Origin of the sequence: Streptomyces flaveolus (genome assembly GCF_000716535.1) — a bacterium.
GTDB lineage: Bacteria > Actinomycetota > Actinomycetes > Streptomycetales > Streptomycetaceae > Streptomyces > Streptomyces flaveolus_A.
This window is the reverse complement of sequence record NZ_JNWV01000039.1, coordinates 60,055-76,039: the sequence shown is the minus strand read 5'-3', so window position 1 is coordinate 76,039 and position 15,985 is coordinate 60,055. Positions and strand designations below refer to the sequence as shown.

Annotated in this window: 14 protein-coding genes; 8 read left to right on the top strand and 6 right to left on the bottom strand. The window is 72.9% G+C overall.

Annotated elements, in window-relative coordinates; genetic code table 11:
• Positions 1 to 4: 4 nt before the first annotated feature.
• The 3 genes from OO52_RS36810 to OO52_RS36800 are packed head-to-tail and all read right to left on the bottom strand — an operon-like array spanning position 5 to position 2,306.
• Entirely contained in the window at positions 5 to 415 is a 411-nt protein-coding gene (locus tag OO52_RS36810; protein ID WP_030652279.1) for a RidA family protein, read from the bottom strand.
• Positions 412 to 1,176, bottom strand: a complete 765-nt coding sequence (locus OO52_RS36805) for an IclR family transcriptional regulator (RefSeq protein WP_030652277.1) — start codon at positions 1,174 to 1,176, stop codon at positions 412 to 414. The genes OO52_RS36810 and OO52_RS36805 overlap by 4 nt, the downstream gene beginning before the upstream one ends.
• A complete protein-coding gene (locus tag OO52_RS36800; RefSeq protein ID WP_030652275.1) occupies positions 1,173 to 2,306 on the bottom strand; it encodes a sugar kinase in 1,134 nt (377 codons plus the stop codon). The genes OO52_RS36805 and OO52_RS36800 overlap by 4 nt, the downstream gene beginning before the upstream one ends.
• Positions 2,307 to 2,477: 171 nt before the next feature.
• Here OO52_RS36800 and OO52_RS36795 point away from each other — a divergent pair, with 171 nt between their 5' ends.
• On the top strand, positions 2,478 to 3,749 hold the full coding sequence (locus tag OO52_RS36795; protein ID WP_030652273.1) for an amino acid deaminase: 1,272 nt from the start codon (positions 2,478 to 2,480) through the stop codon (positions 3,747 to 3,749).
• A gap of 9 nt (positions 3,750 to 3,758) precedes the next feature.
• The gene (locus OO52_RS36790) at positions 3,759 to 5,369 is read left to right on the top strand and encodes an N-acyl-D-amino-acid deacylase family protein (RefSeq protein WP_030652272.1); all 1,611 of its coding nucleotides are present in this window, start codon (positions 3,759 to 3,761) and stop codon (positions 5,367 to 5,369) included.
• A 7-nt stretch (positions 5,370 to 5,376) separates the two neighbouring features.
• Here the strand turns inward: OO52_RS36790 and OO52_RS36785 are convergent, their stop codons facing one another.
• Both OO52_RS36785 and OO52_RS36780 read right to left on the bottom strand, forming a co-directional pair.
• On the bottom strand, positions 5,377 to 6,237 hold the full coding sequence (locus OO52_RS36785; protein ID WP_030652271.1) for a trypsin-like serine peptidase: 861 nt from the start codon (positions 6,235 to 6,237) through the stop codon (positions 5,377 to 5,379).
• Positions 6,238 to 6,417: 180 nt separating this feature from the next.
• Positions 6,418 to 7,230, bottom strand: a complete 813-nt coding sequence (locus OO52_RS36780) for a hypothetical protein (protein WP_030652269.1) — start codon at positions 7,228 to 7,230, stop codon at positions 6,418 to 6,420.
• Positions 7,231 to 7,356: 126 nt separating this feature from the next.
• Here OO52_RS36780 and OO52_RS36775 point away from each other — a divergent pair, with 126 nt between their 5' ends.
• The 6 genes from OO52_RS36775 (at position 7,357) to OO52_RS36750 (ending at position 14,072) form a co-directional block, all read left to right on the top strand.
• A complete protein-coding gene (locus OO52_RS36775) occupies positions 7,357 to 8,568 on the top strand; it encodes a pyridoxal phosphate-dependent aminotransferase (protein WP_030652267.1) in 1,212 nt (403 codons plus the stop codon).
• Positions 8,569 to 8,657: 89 nt separating this feature from the next.
• Positions 8,658 to 9,077 carry a hypothetical protein gene (locus tag OO52_RS36770; RefSeq protein WP_030652265.1) on the top strand — a complete coding sequence of 140 codons (420 nt, stop codon included), beginning with the start codon at positions 8,658 to 8,660 and terminating at the stop codon, positions 9,075 to 9,077.
• Between the two features lie 577 nt (positions 9,078 to 9,654).
• Entirely contained in the window at positions 9,655 to 10,731 is a 1,077-nt protein-coding gene (locus OO52_RS36765) for a substrate-binding domain-containing protein (protein ID WP_030652263.1), read from the top strand.
• 14 nt (positions 10,732 to 10,745) lie between these two features.
• Entirely contained in the window at positions 10,746 to 11,909 is a 1,164-nt protein-coding gene (locus OO52_RS36760) for a toxic anion resistance protein (RefSeq protein ID WP_051818779.1), read from the top strand.
• Positions 11,906 to 13,444, top strand: coding sequence for a vWA domain-containing protein (locus OO52_RS36755; protein ID WP_030652258.1), 1,539 nt, complete (start codon positions 11,906 to 11,908; stop codon positions 13,442 to 13,444). The genes OO52_RS36760 and OO52_RS36755 overlap by 4 nt, the downstream gene beginning before the upstream one ends.
• Positions 13,431 to 14,072, top strand: coding sequence for a hypothetical protein (locus OO52_RS36750; RefSeq protein WP_030652255.1), 642 nt, complete (start codon positions 13,431 to 13,433; stop codon positions 14,070 to 14,072). Before OO52_RS36755 ends, OO52_RS36750 begins: the two co-directional genes overlap by 14 nt.
• On the opposite strand, the gene OO52_RS36745 is transcribed toward OO52_RS36750, so the two are convergent.
• Positions 14,062 to 15,792, bottom strand: coding sequence for a hypothetical protein (locus OO52_RS36745; protein ID WP_030652249.1), 1,731 nt, complete (start codon positions 15,790 to 15,792; stop codon positions 14,062 to 14,064). The genes OO52_RS36750 and OO52_RS36745 overlap by 11 nt on opposite strands.
• Positions 15,793 to 15,985: the final 193 nt, after the last annotated feature.

Genomic DNA, 15,985 nt, shown 5'->3' with positions numbered 1-15,985 from the left:
GACGTCAGCCGAGTACGGCGAGTGCGTCGATCTCGATGAGGAGGCCGGCCGGCAGACCGACGTAGACCGTCGTGCGGGCGGCGGGCGGCTGGGTGAGGCCCTGCTCCTCGAAGTAGGCGTTGTAGATCTCGTTCATCTCGGCGAAGTGGTCGACGTCGGTGAGGTAGACGCGGATCATCATCACGTCGTCCCAGCCGGCGCCGCCCTCCTCCAGGATCGCCTTGACGTTGGCGAGGGTCTGGAGGGTCTGCTCGCGCAGGGAGGGGCCGGCGGGCGTCGGGGGCTTGCCCTCCTCGGCGGGCAGGAAGCCGACCTGGCCGGCGACCTGGAGGATGTTGCCCTTCCGCACGCCGTGCGAGAACTTCGCGGGCGGGGTGGTGTGGGTCTTCGGGGTGAGCGCGATCTTGTCGGTCATGCGGTGCGGTCCTTCACTGGGGTGCGTCCGGAGTACTCGCCGCTGATCGCGTCCGCCGTACGGCGCACCAGCGGGAGCAGGGTGAGGAGTTCCTCGGCGGTGACGACCACGTTCGGCGCGGACACCGACATGGCGGCGACCACCCGGCCGTCGGCGCCGCGGATGGGGGCGGCGACGCAGTTGATGGACTCCTCGTGGCCACCGAGGTCGGTGGCCCAGCCCTGTTCGCGCACCGTGGCCAGCTCCTTCAGGAAGGCCTGGGCGTGGGGGGTCGAACGGGCCGTGTACAGCGGGTAGTCGAGCTGCTCGGCGAGGGCGCGGCGCTCGGGTTCGGGCAGGTCGGCGAGGAGCAGCTTGGCCACGGCGGCGACGGTGATAGCGACGGGCTTGCCGATCCGGGAGTACATGCGGACCGGGTAGCGGCTCTCGACCTTGTCGATGTACAGCACCTCGTTCTCCTCGTAGACGGCGAGGTGGACGGTGTGGCCGCACTGTTCGTTGAGCCGTACGAGGTGGGGGTGGGCGATCTCGCGGATGTCGAGGTTCTCCATCGCCTCCTGGGCGAGGGCGAAGAGGCGGGCGCCGAGGCGGTAGCGCTGGTCGGACTGGCGGTAGACCAGGCCGTGTTCGTGCAGGGTGCGCAGCAGGCGGAGGGCGGTGGACTTGTGCACGCCGAGGCGGTCCGCGACCTGGCCGAGGTCGGCGGGGCCCTCGGCGAGCAGCGGCAGGATGCTCAACGCGCGGTCGACGGTCTGACTCATGGGATGTTCGCCTCCTCCTCGGCCTGCTCGGCTTGCGTCCAGCCGGGGCCGAGTCGAAGTCTCCCCCATGCGTCGTCGTCCAGGGCGGCGAGGCGGTCGGCGTGGTCGCGGGCGGGGGGTGCGGCCAGGTCGCCCGGGGTGGTGAGAGCGGCGGCGGCGAAGAGGTGCCCGTGCCTGAGCCGGTCCCTGACGGGGAGCCCGCGCAGGGTCGCCGAGAGGAAACCGGCGGCGAAGGCGTCCCCGGCGCCGGTGGTTGCCACGACGGCTGTGCACAGGGCGGGTACGAAGGTGGGCGGGGTGATGGTGGGCCGGGGGCCGGTCGCGAGGCCCGGCGCTGACGGGGTGCCGTCCTTCTCCGGGACGGACGCCGCCCCAGCGGCACGACTGCCCGCGGAAAGCGCGCGTGGCCGCGAGCCGCGTGCGTCGAACGCCGTCGCGCCCCGCGCCCCCTCCTTCACCACCAGCACCGCCGGCTCCGGCAGCACCCTCCGGATCGCCTCGGGGCCGCCCGTGACGTCCCACGCCTGCTCCGCCTCGTCGGCGCCCACGAACACGATGTCCGCACGCCGTGCCAGGTCCAGCAGGAGCCGGGCGCCCTCGCCGTCGCCCCACAGTCCCGGCCGGTAGTTCACGTCGAAGGACACCAGTGGGCGCCCCGGGACGGGGGCCGTCAGGGCGTGCAGCAGCTCCCGGCACTCCTCGGAGAGCGCGGCCGTGATGCCGGTCAGGTGCAGGACGCGGGCCGACCGGGCGGCCGTCAGGTCGACGTTCCCCGGCGCCATCGCCGACGCCGCCGAGCCCGCCCGGTAGTACGCCACCTCGTGTGCGCCCGTCCCCCGGTCCCCGGCGGTGCGGAAGTAGACGCCCGTGGGCCGGTCCGGGTCCCGGTGCACGGCGGAGACGTCGACGCCGTATCCGGCGATCCGCTCCAGCAGGTGGTCGCCGAAGCCGTCCGCGCCGACGCGGCTGACCCAGCGTGCCGTGTGCCCGAACGCGGCCAGGGCGCAGGCGACGTTGGACTCGGCGCCGCCGATGGCCCGGTCGAAGGAGGGCACGTCGGCGAGGCGGCCGGGGCGGCTGGGCAGGAAGGTGACCATGGACTCACCGAGCGCCACCACGTCCACGTCCATGACATTCCGCGGGTGCGCAACGGCCGAGGCGTAAGCAGCGTCGTTGATGATGACTCCTGTCGATCGCCGGGCCGGCGGATCCGTTGACCCGGTGTTCGGCGAGATGCTAGACACCTGTAAGCAATACACGCAATGGCTGTTGCAAGACATGCAACGCCTGAGAGGGGCTCCATGGGCACCGAAGCGCTCACCCGCCTTGCCGAGGAACGTGTCGACCACCGCTTCAAGGGCCTCCCCCCGGACGCCGACGGCCTGACCGTCGCCGAGCTGGCCGCCCAGCGCCGCAACCTCTTCCGGGACGGCGACGGCTTCACCACCCCCGTCCTCGCGCTGTCCGCCGAGCGCCTGGAGCACAACCTCGCGCTGATGGAGACGTACACCGCCCGGCACGGTCTCGCCTTCGCGCCGCACGGCAAGACCTCCATGGCCCCGCAGCTCTTCCAGCGCCAGATCGAGCACGGCGCCTGGGGCATCACGCTCGCGGTGCCGCACCAGGTGCGGGTGGCCCGCGCGTTCGGCGTCCGGCGGGTCTTCCTCGCCAACGAGCTGGTGGACGCCCCCGCCCTGCGCTGGATCGCCGGCGAGCTGGCCGCCGACCCCGAGTTCCGGTTCGTCTGCTACGTCGACTCCGTGCGCGCGGTGGAGCTGATGGACGCGGCCCTCGCGGGCGCCGCCCGCCCGGTGGACGTCGTGATCGAGCTGGGCGCGGGCGAGGGGGCCCGGACGGGCGTGCGCACGGAGGCGGAGTGCGCGGACGTCGCCGCGGCCGTGGCCGCCGTACCGACCCTGCGCCTGGTCGGCGTGGCGGGGTACGAGGGCGAGGTGCCGCGGGCCGATCCGGAGCGCGTGCGGGCGTATCTGCTGCGGCTGGTGGCGCTGGCCGCCGACCTCGACAAGAGCGGGCGGTTCGACGAGGCCGAGGAGATCGTGGTGAGCGCGGGCGGCAGCGCCTGGTTCGACGCGGTCGCCGACGTCTTCGCGGCGATTCCCGAACTGTCCAGGCCGGTGCTGAAGTTGCTGCGCTCGGGCGCCTACGTCTCGCACGACGACGGGCACTACCGCAGGCTCACCCCGTTCGGCCGGGTGCCCGAGGAGGGCGCCCTGGAGCCCGCCTTCCGGCTGTGGGCACAGGTCGTCTCCCGGCCGACCCCCGAGCAGGCCTTCGCCAACGCGGGCAAGCGCGACGCGGCCTACGACCTGGACCTGCCGAGCGCCCAGGTGGTACGCCGGAACGCGGAGGAGCGCCCGGCCACCGGCATCACCGTGACCGGACTGTCCGACCAGCACGCCTGGCTGCGCACGGACCCGGAGGCGGACCTGGAGGTCGGTGACTGGATCGGCTTCGGTCTGTCCCACCCGTGCACGTCCTTCGACAAGTGGCAGCTCATCCCGGTGGCCGAGGCGGACGGCACGGTCGTCGACTACATCCGTACGTTCTTCTAGGAGGCCCGCGTGGAGGACCTGGTCATCCGGGACGCCGACGTCGTCGACGGCAGCGGGGCGGACGCGTACCGCGCCGATGTCGTGATCGACGCCGGCCGGATCGTCTCGATCGTCAAGGAGGCCGCCGCGGCGGGCTGCCAGCGCCCGCGCGCCACGCGGGAGATCGACGCGGAGGGCCTGGTCCTCTCCCCGGGCTTCATCGACATGCACGCCCACTCCGACCTGGCCCTGCTGCGCGACCCCGACCACAGCGCGAAGGCCGCGCAGGGGGTCACGCTGGAGGTCCTCGGGCAGGACGGGCTGTCGTACGCCCCGGTGGACGACAGCACGCTTCAGGAGGTGCGCCGGGCGATCACCGGCTGGAACGGGTACGGCGAGGACATCGACTTCGACTGGCGGAGCGTCGGCGAGTACCTCGACCGGCTGGACCGGGGGATCGCCGTGAACGCGGCCTATCTGATCCCGCAGGGCACGGTCCGGGCGCTCGTCGTCGGCTGGGAGGACCGCGCGGCCACGCCCGACGAGCTGGACCGGATGCGGCGGCTGGTGGCCGAGGGGCTGGAGCAGGGCGCGGTCGGGCTGTCCTCGGGGCTGACGTACACACCCGGGATGTACGCCGAGGACGCCGAACTGACGGAGCTGTGCCGCGTGGTGGCGTCCTACGGCGGCTACTACTGCCCGCACCACCGCTCCTACGGCGCCGGCGCCCTGGAGGCCTACGCCGAGATGGTCGACCTGACCCGGGAGGCGGGCTGCCCGCTGCACCTCGCGCACGCGACGATGAACTTCGGCGTGAACAAGGGCCGGGCACCGGAGCTGCTCGCCCTGCTCGACCGGGCCCTGGAGGCGGGCGCGGACATCACGCTGGACACCTATCCCTACACCCCCGGCTGCACCACGCTGGCCGCGCTGCTGCCGAGCTGGGCGAGCGAGGGCGGCCCGGAGGAGATCCTGGCCCGGCTCACCGACCCGGCGACGGCCGAGCGGATCCGGCACGACCTGGAGGTCACCGGCTCGGACGGCTGCCACGGCGTGCCGGTGGAGTGGGAGACGATCGAGATCTCCGGGGTGACCGTTCCGCACCTGGCCGAGTTCGTGGGCCGTACGGTCCGGGAGGCGGCGGAGCTGCGCGGCGAGACCCCCTGGGCCACGGCCCACCGGATGCTGGTCGGGGACCGGCTCGGGACGACCATCCTCCAGCACGTCGGCCACGAGGAGAACGTCCGCGCGATCATGCGGCACCGCGCGCACACCGGCGGCTCCGACGGCATCCTGCGGGGCAGCAAGCCGCACCCGCGCGCGTACGGCACCTTCCCGCGCTATCTCGGCCACTACGTCCGGGAGTTGGGGGTGCTGACGCTGGAGGAGTGCGTCGCCCACCTCACCTCCCGGCCCGCGGCGCGGCTGCGGCTGCCGGACCGCGGGCTGGTGCGCGAGGGCTACCGGGCCGACCTGGTCCTGTTCGACCCGGGGACGGTCGCGCCCGGCGCCGGCTTCGCCGAGCCCCGCAGGCTGCCGACCGGGATCCCGTACGTACTGGTCGACGGCCGGTTCGTCATCGAGGACGGCAGGCGGACGGACGTCCTCGCGGGACGGTCCGTCCGCCGCACGCCGCTGTGAACCGTGCCTACGGCTTGGGCAGGGTGCAGCCGGCGGCGCCCAGGTCGAGCTTGTTGCCGGTGGTGAAGCAGGCCGGGATGTTGTAGGTCTCCTCGGCGTAGTTGATGCCCTGGCGGACGGTGACGGTGCCGTTCGCGTCGACCTCGCACGGGTTGTTCACCGTGCACCGCTCGCCGTCCTCGTTGCCGGTGTTGTTGACGGCGACGACCTTGCCGGTGGCGGTGTCGATGACCGGGGAGCCGGAGGTGCCGCCGATGGTGTTGCAGGCGGAGGTGTAGCGGACCGAGTCCTTCCAGGTCCAGTCGCCCTCCTTCAGCCGGTACACGAACCCGTCGATGTTGCAGCTGTAGATGCGCTTCCAGTAGCCGGAGACCACCTTGATGGCGGTCCCGGCGACCGGGTGCGTGTCCTGCACGGTGAGCGGGCTGATGCCGTACGAGTTCCTGATCGCCGCGTAGGTGGTGGTGGTGCGGTAGATCGTGACGTCCGTGTCCGTCATGGTCGAGTAGACGACCTGGTTGGCGCGCAGGGTGGCGACCTTGGTGCCGGCGGAGTTCAGCAGGCCGAAGGTACGGCTGGAGGACTGGCCGGTGATGACCTCGCCGGGGTCCGGGAAGCCGGTCTCCAGGCAGTGACCGTTCGTCAGCACGAGGGCCGGGTCGGTGTCGGCGGAGCCGGGGAAGCGGATGACGGAGCCGGAGCAGTTGCTGAGCGAGACGGTGCCGGCGAAGTCGACCGTGACCGCGGCGGCCTTGGCGGAGTGCGGGGCGGTGGTCGCGGTGGCCGGGTGCGGGGCGGCGGCCGCCGGGGTCGCGCCCAGCCCGGCGATGGCCAGGGAGGAGAGCGCGGCAAGGAGAGGCTTGTTCACGTGGGGGTCCCCTCTTACGACTTGGGCGACCGGAGTCCTCCGGTCGCCCATGCGGTTGTCATGCGCATTCTCAATGTCGGAGAGGGGCGGGGACAAGACGCCGTGTCAGGTCATAGGGGTTTCCCTGTGCGAGCGGGCGGCGGCACGGCCGCCGTGGCGCGGCACGGGGCAACTCGGCGCTCAGCGCGGGCGTTTGGTGGTGCCGTGGCCGTGACCGTTGCCCCTGCCGGGGGTGCCGGACTGTGACGCCGTCGGCGTGCCGGCCGAAGTCGTCGCCGCGGTCGGTGTCGGCGCGCCGGACGGCGACACGTCCGACGCCGAGGGCGTGGTCGTGACCGACGGATCGCCGGCCGTCCCACCGTTCGCGTCTCCCCCGGCGCCGCCGCCCGAGGACGTGGCCGAGCCCGACGGCGCGGGGTCGCCGGCCTCCGGGGCGCTCACGCTCGGCGAGCCGGTGCCCCCGTGCGGGCTCGCGGGAGCGGAGTCGACGCCCGCGCTCTTGCCGTCCTCGGGACGCGCGCCGGCCGGGGAGCCCGAGCCGCCCAGCGCGGCGAACGCGGCCACGGCACCGGCCACGCCGAGGACCCCGGCGACGACCGCCACCCGGCGCCGGCCGCCCGCGCGGCGTGCGGCCCGTCGCCGCCCGGCCCGGCCCTCACCGGGCACCCCGGAGGCCGTGGGGGGCGCCTCCGGAAGCGCCGGCTCCAGAAGCGCCGGCTCCACGGGCTGCGTGACGTCGGTTGCCGCAAAGGTCTCGGGAGCCTCGTACGCCCCGGCCGTCCCGTGAGCCTCATGCGCCTCGTGGAGCGCGGGCAGCTCACTGGTCGCGTCGTAGGCGTTCTGCCAGCCGTGCGCGGCGGCCGGATCGGCGTACTGCTCGTACGCGGGGGCCGGAGCCGGCTGCGGGTGGTACACGTTCGGCCGGTTCCCGGGCGCGCCGCCCGCTCCGTTCATGCCGTCCGCCCCCGCCTCGTACTCCCGTTCCGTGGACATGCCAGCGAATTGTAGGGACGCAAGCGACTCCTGAGACAGCCGTCGGTGATATCCGGGCAAATCTCCGTGTCTCACGTGGCGGAAAACACGAGCCATGAGGCGTTACCGGGCCGTAAGCTCACGCACATGCAGGTGATCCAGTCGACCAAGCTCGCCAACGTCTGTTACGAGATCCGGGGCCCGGTTCTCGAGGAGGCCATGCGGCTTGAGGCGGCGGGTCACCGCATCCTCAAGCTGAACACCGGAAACCCGGCCGCCTTCGGCTTCGAGTGCCCCCCGGAGATCCTGGAGGACATCCTCCGCAACGTCTCCACCGCGCACGGCTACGGCGACGCCAAGGGCCTGCTCGCCGCCCGCCGCGCGGTCGTGATGCACAACCAGACCCTCGGCATCGAGACCGACGTCGAACACGTCTTCATCGGCAACGGCGTCTCCGAGCTGATCGTGATGGCGATGCAGGGTCTGCTGGACGACGGCGACGAGGTGCTCGTACCGGCCCCGGACTATCCGCTGTGGACGGCGGCCGTGTCCCTCTCCGGCGGCACGGCGGTGCACTACCGCTGCGACGAGCAGTCCGACTGGATGCCGGACCTCGCCGACGTCGAGCGCAAGGTCACCGACCGCACCAAGGCGATCGTCATCATCAACCCGAACAACCCCACGGGCGCGGTCTACGACGAGGCGATGCTCAAGGGGCTGACGGACATCGCCCGCCGGCACAACCTGCTGGTCTGCTCCGACGAGATCTACGACAAGATCCTCTACGACGGTGCCACGCACACCCCGACCGCGAAGGTCGCCCCCGATCTGCTCACCCTCACCTTCAACGGCATGTCGAAGGCGTACCGGGTGGCCGGCTACCGCGTCGGCTGGATGTCGATCTCCGGCCCGCGCGCCCACGCCGACTCCTACATCGAGGGCCTGACGATCCTGGCGAACATGCGGCTGTGCGCCAACATGCCGGGGCAGCACGGGGTGGTCGCCGCGCTCAGCGGACGCCAGACGATCAATGACCTGGTGCTGCCGGGCGGGCGGCTGAAGGAGCAGATGGACACCGCGTACGAGCTGCTGACGCGGATTCCGGGGGTGAGCTGCGTACGGCCGAAGGGGGCGCTGTACCTGTTCCCGCGGCTGGACCCCGACGTCTTCAAGATCAAGGACGACCGGCGGATGGTCCTGGACCTGCTCCGAAAGGAGAAGATCATGGTCGTCCAGGGCACCGGCTTCAACTGGCCCGAGCCGGATCACTTCCGGGTGGTGACGCTGCCGACGGTGGGGGACCTGCGGGACGCGGTGACCCGCATCGGAACTTTCCTGGACGGATACAGCCAGGTGTAGTCGACGGACCTCATTCTGTGACCCGACTCAACTTTAGACGAAATCCAAGCTAAGATGGCTTCCTGTCAGAGCACAGGAGGCCATCCCCCATGTACGAGCCGATCCGCACCAAGTCGGTCCACAGCACGATGGCCGGCACCGCCTCGGACTTCCCCCACCGGTCGCGCGAGGAGGAACTGGACATCCAGCTCGCCGGGCACCTCGCCGCGCTGCTCGCGGTCACCGACGAACTGCGCGCGCTGACCCCGTCCGCCGACCTCGACACGGCCGCGGAGCGCCTCGCGGCACAGGTGGCGCGGCTGCGCGGAGGACGTACACCGCTGCGGGCGGCGCCGGCCGCCGCCGGTGACCCCACCGGGCTGCACCGGCGCGCGCACGCCCTCGCGGGGCGCGCGCTCGTGGTCGCCGCGTCGCGTGCCGACACGGCGGTGGCGATCCTCTCGGCCGAGCGGATGGACGCGCACGCCGCCGCGCTGTCCGCCGACCCGAAGGAACTCAGCACCGCCTGACCCCTGCCCGGGTCCCCCGATCGGCCCCGGTCCGCGCGCACCCGCAGCGACGCGCGGACCGGGCGCCATACGCTGCGCTCGGCTTGGGCGGGTCGGTGCGTGCGGCGCGTTTCCCTGCGGGAGGCCCCGGCCCGCTGAGGGAGGCCCCGGTCCGCTGTTGCCGAGCACCGCGCAGAGCGCCGGCGGGCGTGTGGGGGTGAGCACCGTTCCGACGGAGAAAGGGTGACCGGCGCTTTCCGCCACCGTCCCACCGCACCGAGGCCGGCCGCCGCATCGCCCGAGCGCCCGAGGCCGCCGCCTCGCCCCGGCGCCCCAGACTGCCGCATCGCGCCCCCAAGGCCGCCGCCCCGCCGCGCCGAGCCCCGCCGTCTCGTCGCCTCACCGCGTCGAGGGCTCTGCACCGCGCCGTCCCCTCCCTGCGAGGCCCGCCGCCGCACCGTCTCCCCTGCCCGCGGTCCCGGGAGACCGCGCCCCTTGCCGGAGGGGTGGCCTCCGGTTGCATACCGGGAACGGGACGTCACCCCCCGTTCATCTCGTCGCGCATGGAACTTGGAGTTCCGGGAGCACGCTCCCCGGCGTGAGACGTATCGCGGGAATCGTCCTCGCGGTTCTGCTGATCGGTGGCGTGGTGGCCGCCGTCGTCGCGGGCCGGCAAGGGGAGGACAAGGGCACGGCAACGAAGACCGTGCGTGGAGTGATCGGATCGGAGAAGGCCGACTTCTTCGCCGATCCCGATGTGGTGAAGGCCCTCGCCGCCAAGGGCTACACCGTCAAGGCCGAGGCCTCCGGGTCCTGGGCCATGGAGGGCCTGGACCTCAAGGGGTACGACTTCGCCTTCCCGTCCAGCCAGGCACCCGCCGACGAGCTGGCCGAGAAGTACCACGTGCAGGAACCGCTGCCCCGGCCCTTCTACTCGCCGCTCGTCGTCGTGGCGCACCGCGCCGCGGCCGACGTGCTCGCCTCGAACGGGCTGGCGGTGCTCGACGGGAAGAGCCGCGGCACGCTGAAGACGGGCGCTTACGTGGACGCCGCCCGGCACGACCGCACCTGGCAGCAGCTCAAGGGCGCCAGGGCCCACGGCGAGCTGACGGGCACCCTGTACATCGCCAGCACCGACCCCGAGTCCTCCAACTCCGGGGCCCTCTACCTCGCCGCCGCCTCCTACGTGGCCAACGGCGGCAAGGTGGTCGCGGGCAAGGCGGACCTCGACCGCACCGCACCCCTGCTGCACAAGCTGGTCAGCGTCCAGGGCGCCCAGCAGTCCAGCACGGACGCGGTGTTCCGGGACTTCGTCAGCGGCGCGGGCAACCCGCTGGTGCTGGTGTACGAGTCACAGGTCGCGGCGCTCCTCGCCGAGCAGCACGGCGCGGACGACCTCGTGGTGCTGTACCCGGACACCACCGTCAACAGCGACCACACCGTCGTACCGCTGGACGCGGACGGCCGGGCGCTCGGGGAACTGCTCAGCACCGACCCGGCCCTGCGCAAGCTCGCCGTCCGGCACGGATTCCGGCCGCAGGGCGACGCCGCCGAGTTCGTCACGGCCACCGCCGACCGCGCCGCCTACCTCAACCAGAAGCTCACCGGCGTCCGGCAGGCGCCCGTGCCCACCTCCGCGGTGCTGCACGAGATGGCCCGCCGGGCCTGCGGATGACACGGGGGACCCACATGACCGACAGCGAATTCCAGCTCACCCCGCCCGATCCCGTGCCGCCCGTACCGAAGGAGAAAGCCGGCGGCCTGGTGCCCGTCGACGACGGGGTGCGCACCGACATGGCCCGCAAGGCCACCGCCTTCGTCGAGCAGCTCGCCGCGCTCGACGCCCGCTCGCCCGAGTTCGCGGGCAAGGTCGGCGAGATCACCGCGCTCGGCGCAGGTGAGATGCGCACCGCCGCCGTCCAGTCCAACCGCATGCTGGAGCGGGCCGTGCGCAGCCTGCCCGACAAGGGCGGGGACGCCCAGGGCAAGGTCGCCGGCTCGCTCGTGGAACTCCGCCGGGTGGTGGAGGACCTGGACCCGCGGGACCTGCCCGCGAACAAGGGACGCCGGTTCCTGTCCAAGCTGCCCGGCGGCAGCAGACTGCGCGACCACCTCGCCAAGTACGCCTCCGCGCAGGGCAACCTGAACCGGATCGTGGGCGCGCTGCGCGGCGGGCAGGACGAACTGCGCCGGGACAACGCCGCGTTGCAGACCGAGCGGGTCCGGCTGTGGGAGACGATGGGCAAGCTCCAGGAGTACGTCGTCCTCACCCAGGCCCTGGACACCGCCGTCGAGGAGCACGTCGCCGGGGTCGGCGACCCGCAGGAGGCCGACGCCCTCCGTGTCGACGTGCTCTTCCCGGTCCGGCAGAAGCACCAGGACCTGCTCACCCAGCTCGCGGTGTGCGCCCAGGGCTACCTCGCCATGGACGTCGTACGCCGCAACAACGAGGAGCTGATCAAGGGCGTCGACCGGGCCGCCACGACGACCGTCTCGGCGCTGCGCATCTCCGTGATGCTGGCCTCCGCACTGGACAGCCAGAAGAAGGTCGTCGAGCAGGTGACCGCCCTGCGCGGGACCACCGAGGACCTCATCCGGGGCAACGCCGAGATGCTCGCCACGCAGAGCGGCGAGATCCAGCGCATCGCCGCCGACCCGGCGGTCGGCGCGGAGACCCTGCGTGCCGCGTTCCAGCAGATCTACCGCACCCTCGACGCCATCGACAGCTACAAGGTCCAGGCGACCGAGGTCATGGCGAGCACCGTCCAGTCCCTCACGGACGAACTGCACAGCGCCTCCGCCCGCCTGGAGCGCAGCCGCGCCCAGGGCGCGCTGGAGGGGGGCCTCGGATGAGACGCCGATCCCTGCTCGCCGTGGTCGCCGTCACCGCCGGCCTGCTGGGCGCGTGCACCTCGGAGAAGGCGGAGGACGACTCGAACGCGCCGAGGCCCGGCACTCTCCGGGTCCTCGCCTCCAGCGAACTCAGCGACATGACCGCCGTCTTCGACCGCGTCCGCGAGGACACCGGCATCACCGTCCGGCCCACCTACATGGGCACCCTGGACGCCGTCGACCTGCTGGCCCGGGGCAAGGCGGACGGGGCGTACGACGCGCTGTGGCTGTCCTCGGACGACTATCTGCGGCTGCGGCCCGACGCGGCGAAGAAGGTGGTGTCCGAGACACCGGTCATGTCCAGCCCGGTCGCCGTCGGCGTCAAGCAGGCCACCGTGCGGGCGCTCGGCTGGAAGCCGGAGAACGTCACCTGGTCCCAGGTCGAACAGGCCGTCCAGGACGGGAAGCTGACCTACGGCATGACCGACCCGGCCCGCTCCAACTCCGGCTTCGCCACGCTGGTCTCGGTCGCCTCCGCCCTCTCCGGCGCCCAGTCCGCGCTCACCGACGCCGACGTGCGGAAGGCGACGCCCCGGCTGAAGGAGTTCTTCCGCGGGCAGAAGCTGACCTCGGGCTCGTCGGGCTGGCTGGCCACCGCCTACCGGCGGCGCGGCACCGTCGACGCCCTGCTCAACTACGAGTCGGTCCTCAAGGGCATCCCGGGCCTCACCGTGATCCGCCCCCGTGACGGCGTCGTCACCGCCGACTACCCGTTCTCCTCGCTCGCGTCCACCGACGCCCGCACCCGGGAGGACGTCCGCAAGGTGACCGCGGACCTGCGCACCGACGCCGTGCAGAAGCTGATCACCGACACCACCCACCGCCGCCCGGTCGTCCCGTCGGTGCGGCCCGCCGCCGGCCTCGACACCGGCCGGCGCCGTGAACTGCCCTTCCCCGGCAGCCGCTCGGTGGCCGACGGGCTGCTGGACTCGTACGAGAACGAACTGCGCCGCCCCTCCCGCACGGTGTACGTCCTGGACACCTCCGGCTCCATGGAGGGCGACCGGCTCGCCGCGCTGAAGAAGGCGCTGGCCGGGCTCACCGGCGACTTCAGGGACCGGGAGGAGGTGACGCTGATGCCGTTCGGCTCGGACGTGAAGAGCGTGCGCACCCACGTCGTCGACCCGAAGGACCCGAAGGCCGGGCTGGCGGCGATCCGCCGGGACACCGACGCGCTCGGCGCCGACGGCGGGACCGCCATCTACACCTCGCTGGAGCAGGCGTACGACCATCTCGGCACCGGCCGGGACACGTTCACCTCGATCGTGCTGATGACCGACGGCGAGAACACAGCGGGCGACGAGGCGGGCGACTTCGACGGCTTCTACCGCTCCCTCGGCCGCGACCGGCGGGACATCCCCGTCTTCCCGATCCTGTTCGGCGACTCCTCCCGCTCCGAACTCCAGCACATCGCCGACCTGACCGGCGGCCGGCTCTTCGACGCCCGGCAGGGCTCGCTGGACGGCGCCTTCGAGGAGATCCGTGGCTACCAATGAGGCCCCCGGCAACAAGGTCCTCGGCTACCTGGAGTCCCGCAAGAACCTCACCGGCGGCGCCTGCGGGCTGCTCGGCCTGGCGCTGACCTTCGCCGGGGTCGCGGGACCGTACTGGCCGGTCGTGGTGGCCGGGCTGTACGGGGCGGGCGCCCTCATCGCCCCGCCGGAGCGGCCCGCCCTGCCGGACTTCCCCAGCCCGTCGGCCCAACTGGAGGAGATCCGCGCCGACTTCGGCCGGCTCGGCGGCTATCTCGCGGACGTCGACCTGCCGCCCGCGGCCGCCGCCCGGCTCGGCGGGCTCACCGGGCTGCTGGCCGCGCTGCTGGAACCGGGCTGGGTCGCCGAGGCGCTCGCCCGGGACCCGGAGGGCGTGCACGCCGTCTCCCGGGCGGTCCGCCAGGACATCCCGGAGGCCGTGGACGCCTTCGTCCGCACCCGCTGGTGGACGCGGCTCACGCCGGGCACCGAGCCGCCCGAACGCCACCTGGAGCGGCAGCTCGATCTGCTGCGGCAGGAGGCCGAACGGCTGGCGGCGGAGCTCGGCGAGGCCGAGGCCCGCCGCCAGGAGTCCCACACCCGGTACCTGGAGGACCGGGGCGGGCCGGGGGACGGCGAGCTCAGCGCCTGACGTACACCGTGACCGACGCCGTGGCACCCGTGTGCAGGTCGTCGCCCGGCCAGCTCACGGTGTAGGTCACCTCGCGCCGGGTGCGCGGCAGGTCGTCGACGGCGAAGGTGCCGTCGGCGGCGACGGTCACCGACGACAGGGCGCCGGTGCCGAGCCGGTCCGTGCGCCGCACGGTGAGCGTGGCCCGCTCGGGCAGCGGCTTGCCCTGTGCGGTGAACGTGCCGGTGAGGTGGACGCCACCGCTCGTCGTGGCCTCGTCCGGACCGGTCAGCGTGAGCGAGCTGGGCGCCTTGCCCACGGTCACCGTGTGGGTGACGTCGGTGGCGGGGCGGTGGGCGAGGTCACCGAGGAAGGACACGGTGTAGGTGGCGTCGCCGACCAGGTCGGGCTCGTCCAGGACGGTGAAGGTGCCGTCGGCCTTGACCGTGGCGGTGCCGAGCTGGTGCGTGCCGTTCGTGTCCTCGCGCACGGCGGTCACCGTCAGCGGCTCGGTGGGCGCGGGCCCGTCCCATTCCAGCCGGCCGCGCACCGACAGCGGCTCCCCCGCGACGGCACCGGAGGGGCTGTGGGTGAGGTCGCCGGTGAAGCGGGTGCCGTACTGGGCGGCCGGGGGCTGGATGACGTGCAGCCAGTACTCCTGGCCGGTGCCGCCCCGGGTGACCGCGAAGAGCCGGGAGCCGTCCTCGGACCAGGCGAGGCCCCGCGGGGTGACGCCGTTGCCGTCGAGGCTGCCCTCGAAGGCGAACTCCAGCGGCGGCGTGCCGTCGGCCGGGTCGGCGCTCTGCACCAGCAGATCGGGCGTACTGCCGGCGGCCTGGGCGCCCCGGGCGATGTACTTGCCGTCACCGCTGAAGGCGACCGCGGTGGAGGTCGCGCCGGCGGGCAGGGCCTGGTACTGGCCGGAGGCGTCCGACAGGTCGCCGGCGTCCAGCAGCCGGGTGCCTGCGGTGGCGTCTGCCACGGCGACCTCGGTGCCGTCCGGGCTCGCCGCCATGTCCGCCAGGTCCAGGGCGCCCTTGCCGTCGCCGTCCGCGAACCGGCGGGAGGCGTCCCGCACCGGGGCGGTGCCGCTGACGTCGAACGAGGCGAGGAAGGGGTTCGCGGCGCCGCTCTCCTTGGGCTGGCCCATGAGGAGACGGTTCCGCGCGCGGGCCCCCGGGGCCAGCTGGAGCCTGCCGACGTCGTTCCAGCCGGTCCGGGAGACCGTGCCGTTCGTGAGCATGTCCAGGGACGTCGTCGCCGTGGCACACAGGTAGCTCTGGAAGACGTAGGCGTCGGTGCTCCACACCGTGCGGCCGGCGTAGGCGAGTTGGCGTCCGCAGGTGTCGTAGGCGGCGCTGTGCTCGCCGTTCCGCTGGAGCGTGCCGGTGTCGTAGGTGACGACGCGTCCGCTCTCGCCCACGTACAGCGTCGCGGAGTCCTCGCTGAGCGCCACGCCGGAGACGGAACTCGTGTGCGGGAGCGCCGCGACCTTCTGGCCCTGGAAGTCGTAGACCAGCACCGTGCCGGCGGCCTGGCCGTCACGCTGGTCGGCGATGTAGACGCGCTGGTGCACGGAGTCGACGGCCAGGCCCGAGTACGACGAGATCGGCAGCTTGGCCACGGCGTCGGAGGCCGCCGCGTGGGCCGCGGGCGCGGCGGCGACGGTCAGTCCGGCCCCGGCGAGTACGGCGGTGAGCAGGGTGGCCGCGAGACGTCTGGAGCGGTGTGCTGTATTCAACTGTGCCCCCCACAGGCTGAATCGAGCACCTCACCGGTGTCGGTGAGACGCCTGTGAAGGCCATGAAACAGGTGTGAAGATCCCATGGGCAAGGGGGCGCGCGGCCGGGCCCCGCACGCCGCCCGGCGGGGCCCGGTGGGTTGTTCACCGCGGCCGGTCGTGACGATCGCTGGTCAGGGCACGGCGACCGGCC

Excerpts from the sequence above, each read along its gene's own strand:
- OO52_RS36755 (WP_030652258.1), top strand. The coding sequence starts at position 11,906 with ATGAGACGCCGATCCCTGCTCGCCGTGGTCGCCGTCACCGCCGGCCTG.
- OO52_RS36800 (WP_030652275.1), bottom strand. The coding sequence starts at position 2,306 with ATGGACGTGGACGTGGTGGCGCTCGGTGAGTCCATGGTCACCTTCCTG.
- OO52_RS36770 (WP_030652265.1), top strand. The coding sequence starts at position 8,658 with ATGTACGAGCCGATCCGCACCAAGTCGGTCCACAGCACGATGGCCGGC.
- OO52_RS36795 (WP_030652273.1), top strand. The coding sequence starts at position 2,478 with ATGGGCACCGAAGCGCTCACCCGCCTTGCCGAGGAACGTGTCGACCAC.
- OO52_RS36775 (WP_030652267.1), top strand. The coding sequence starts at position 7,357 with ATGCAGGTGATCCAGTCGACCAAGCTCGCCAACGTCTGTTACGAGATC.
- OO52_RS36810 (WP_030652279.1), bottom strand. The coding sequence starts at position 415 with ATGACCGACAAGATCGCGCTCACCCCGAAGACCCACACCACCCCGCCC.
- OO52_RS36760 (WP_051818779.1), top strand. The coding sequence starts at position 10,746 with ATGACCGACAGCGAATTCCAGCTCACCCCGCCCGATCCCGTGCCGCCC.
- OO52_RS36780 (WP_030652269.1), bottom strand. The coding sequence starts at position 7,230 with ATGTCCACGGAACGGGAGTACGAGGCGGGGGCGGACGGCATGAACGGA.
- OO52_RS36805 (WP_030652277.1), bottom strand. The coding sequence starts at position 1,176 with ATGAGTCAGACCGTCGACCGCGCGTTGAGCATCCTGCCGCTGCTCGCC.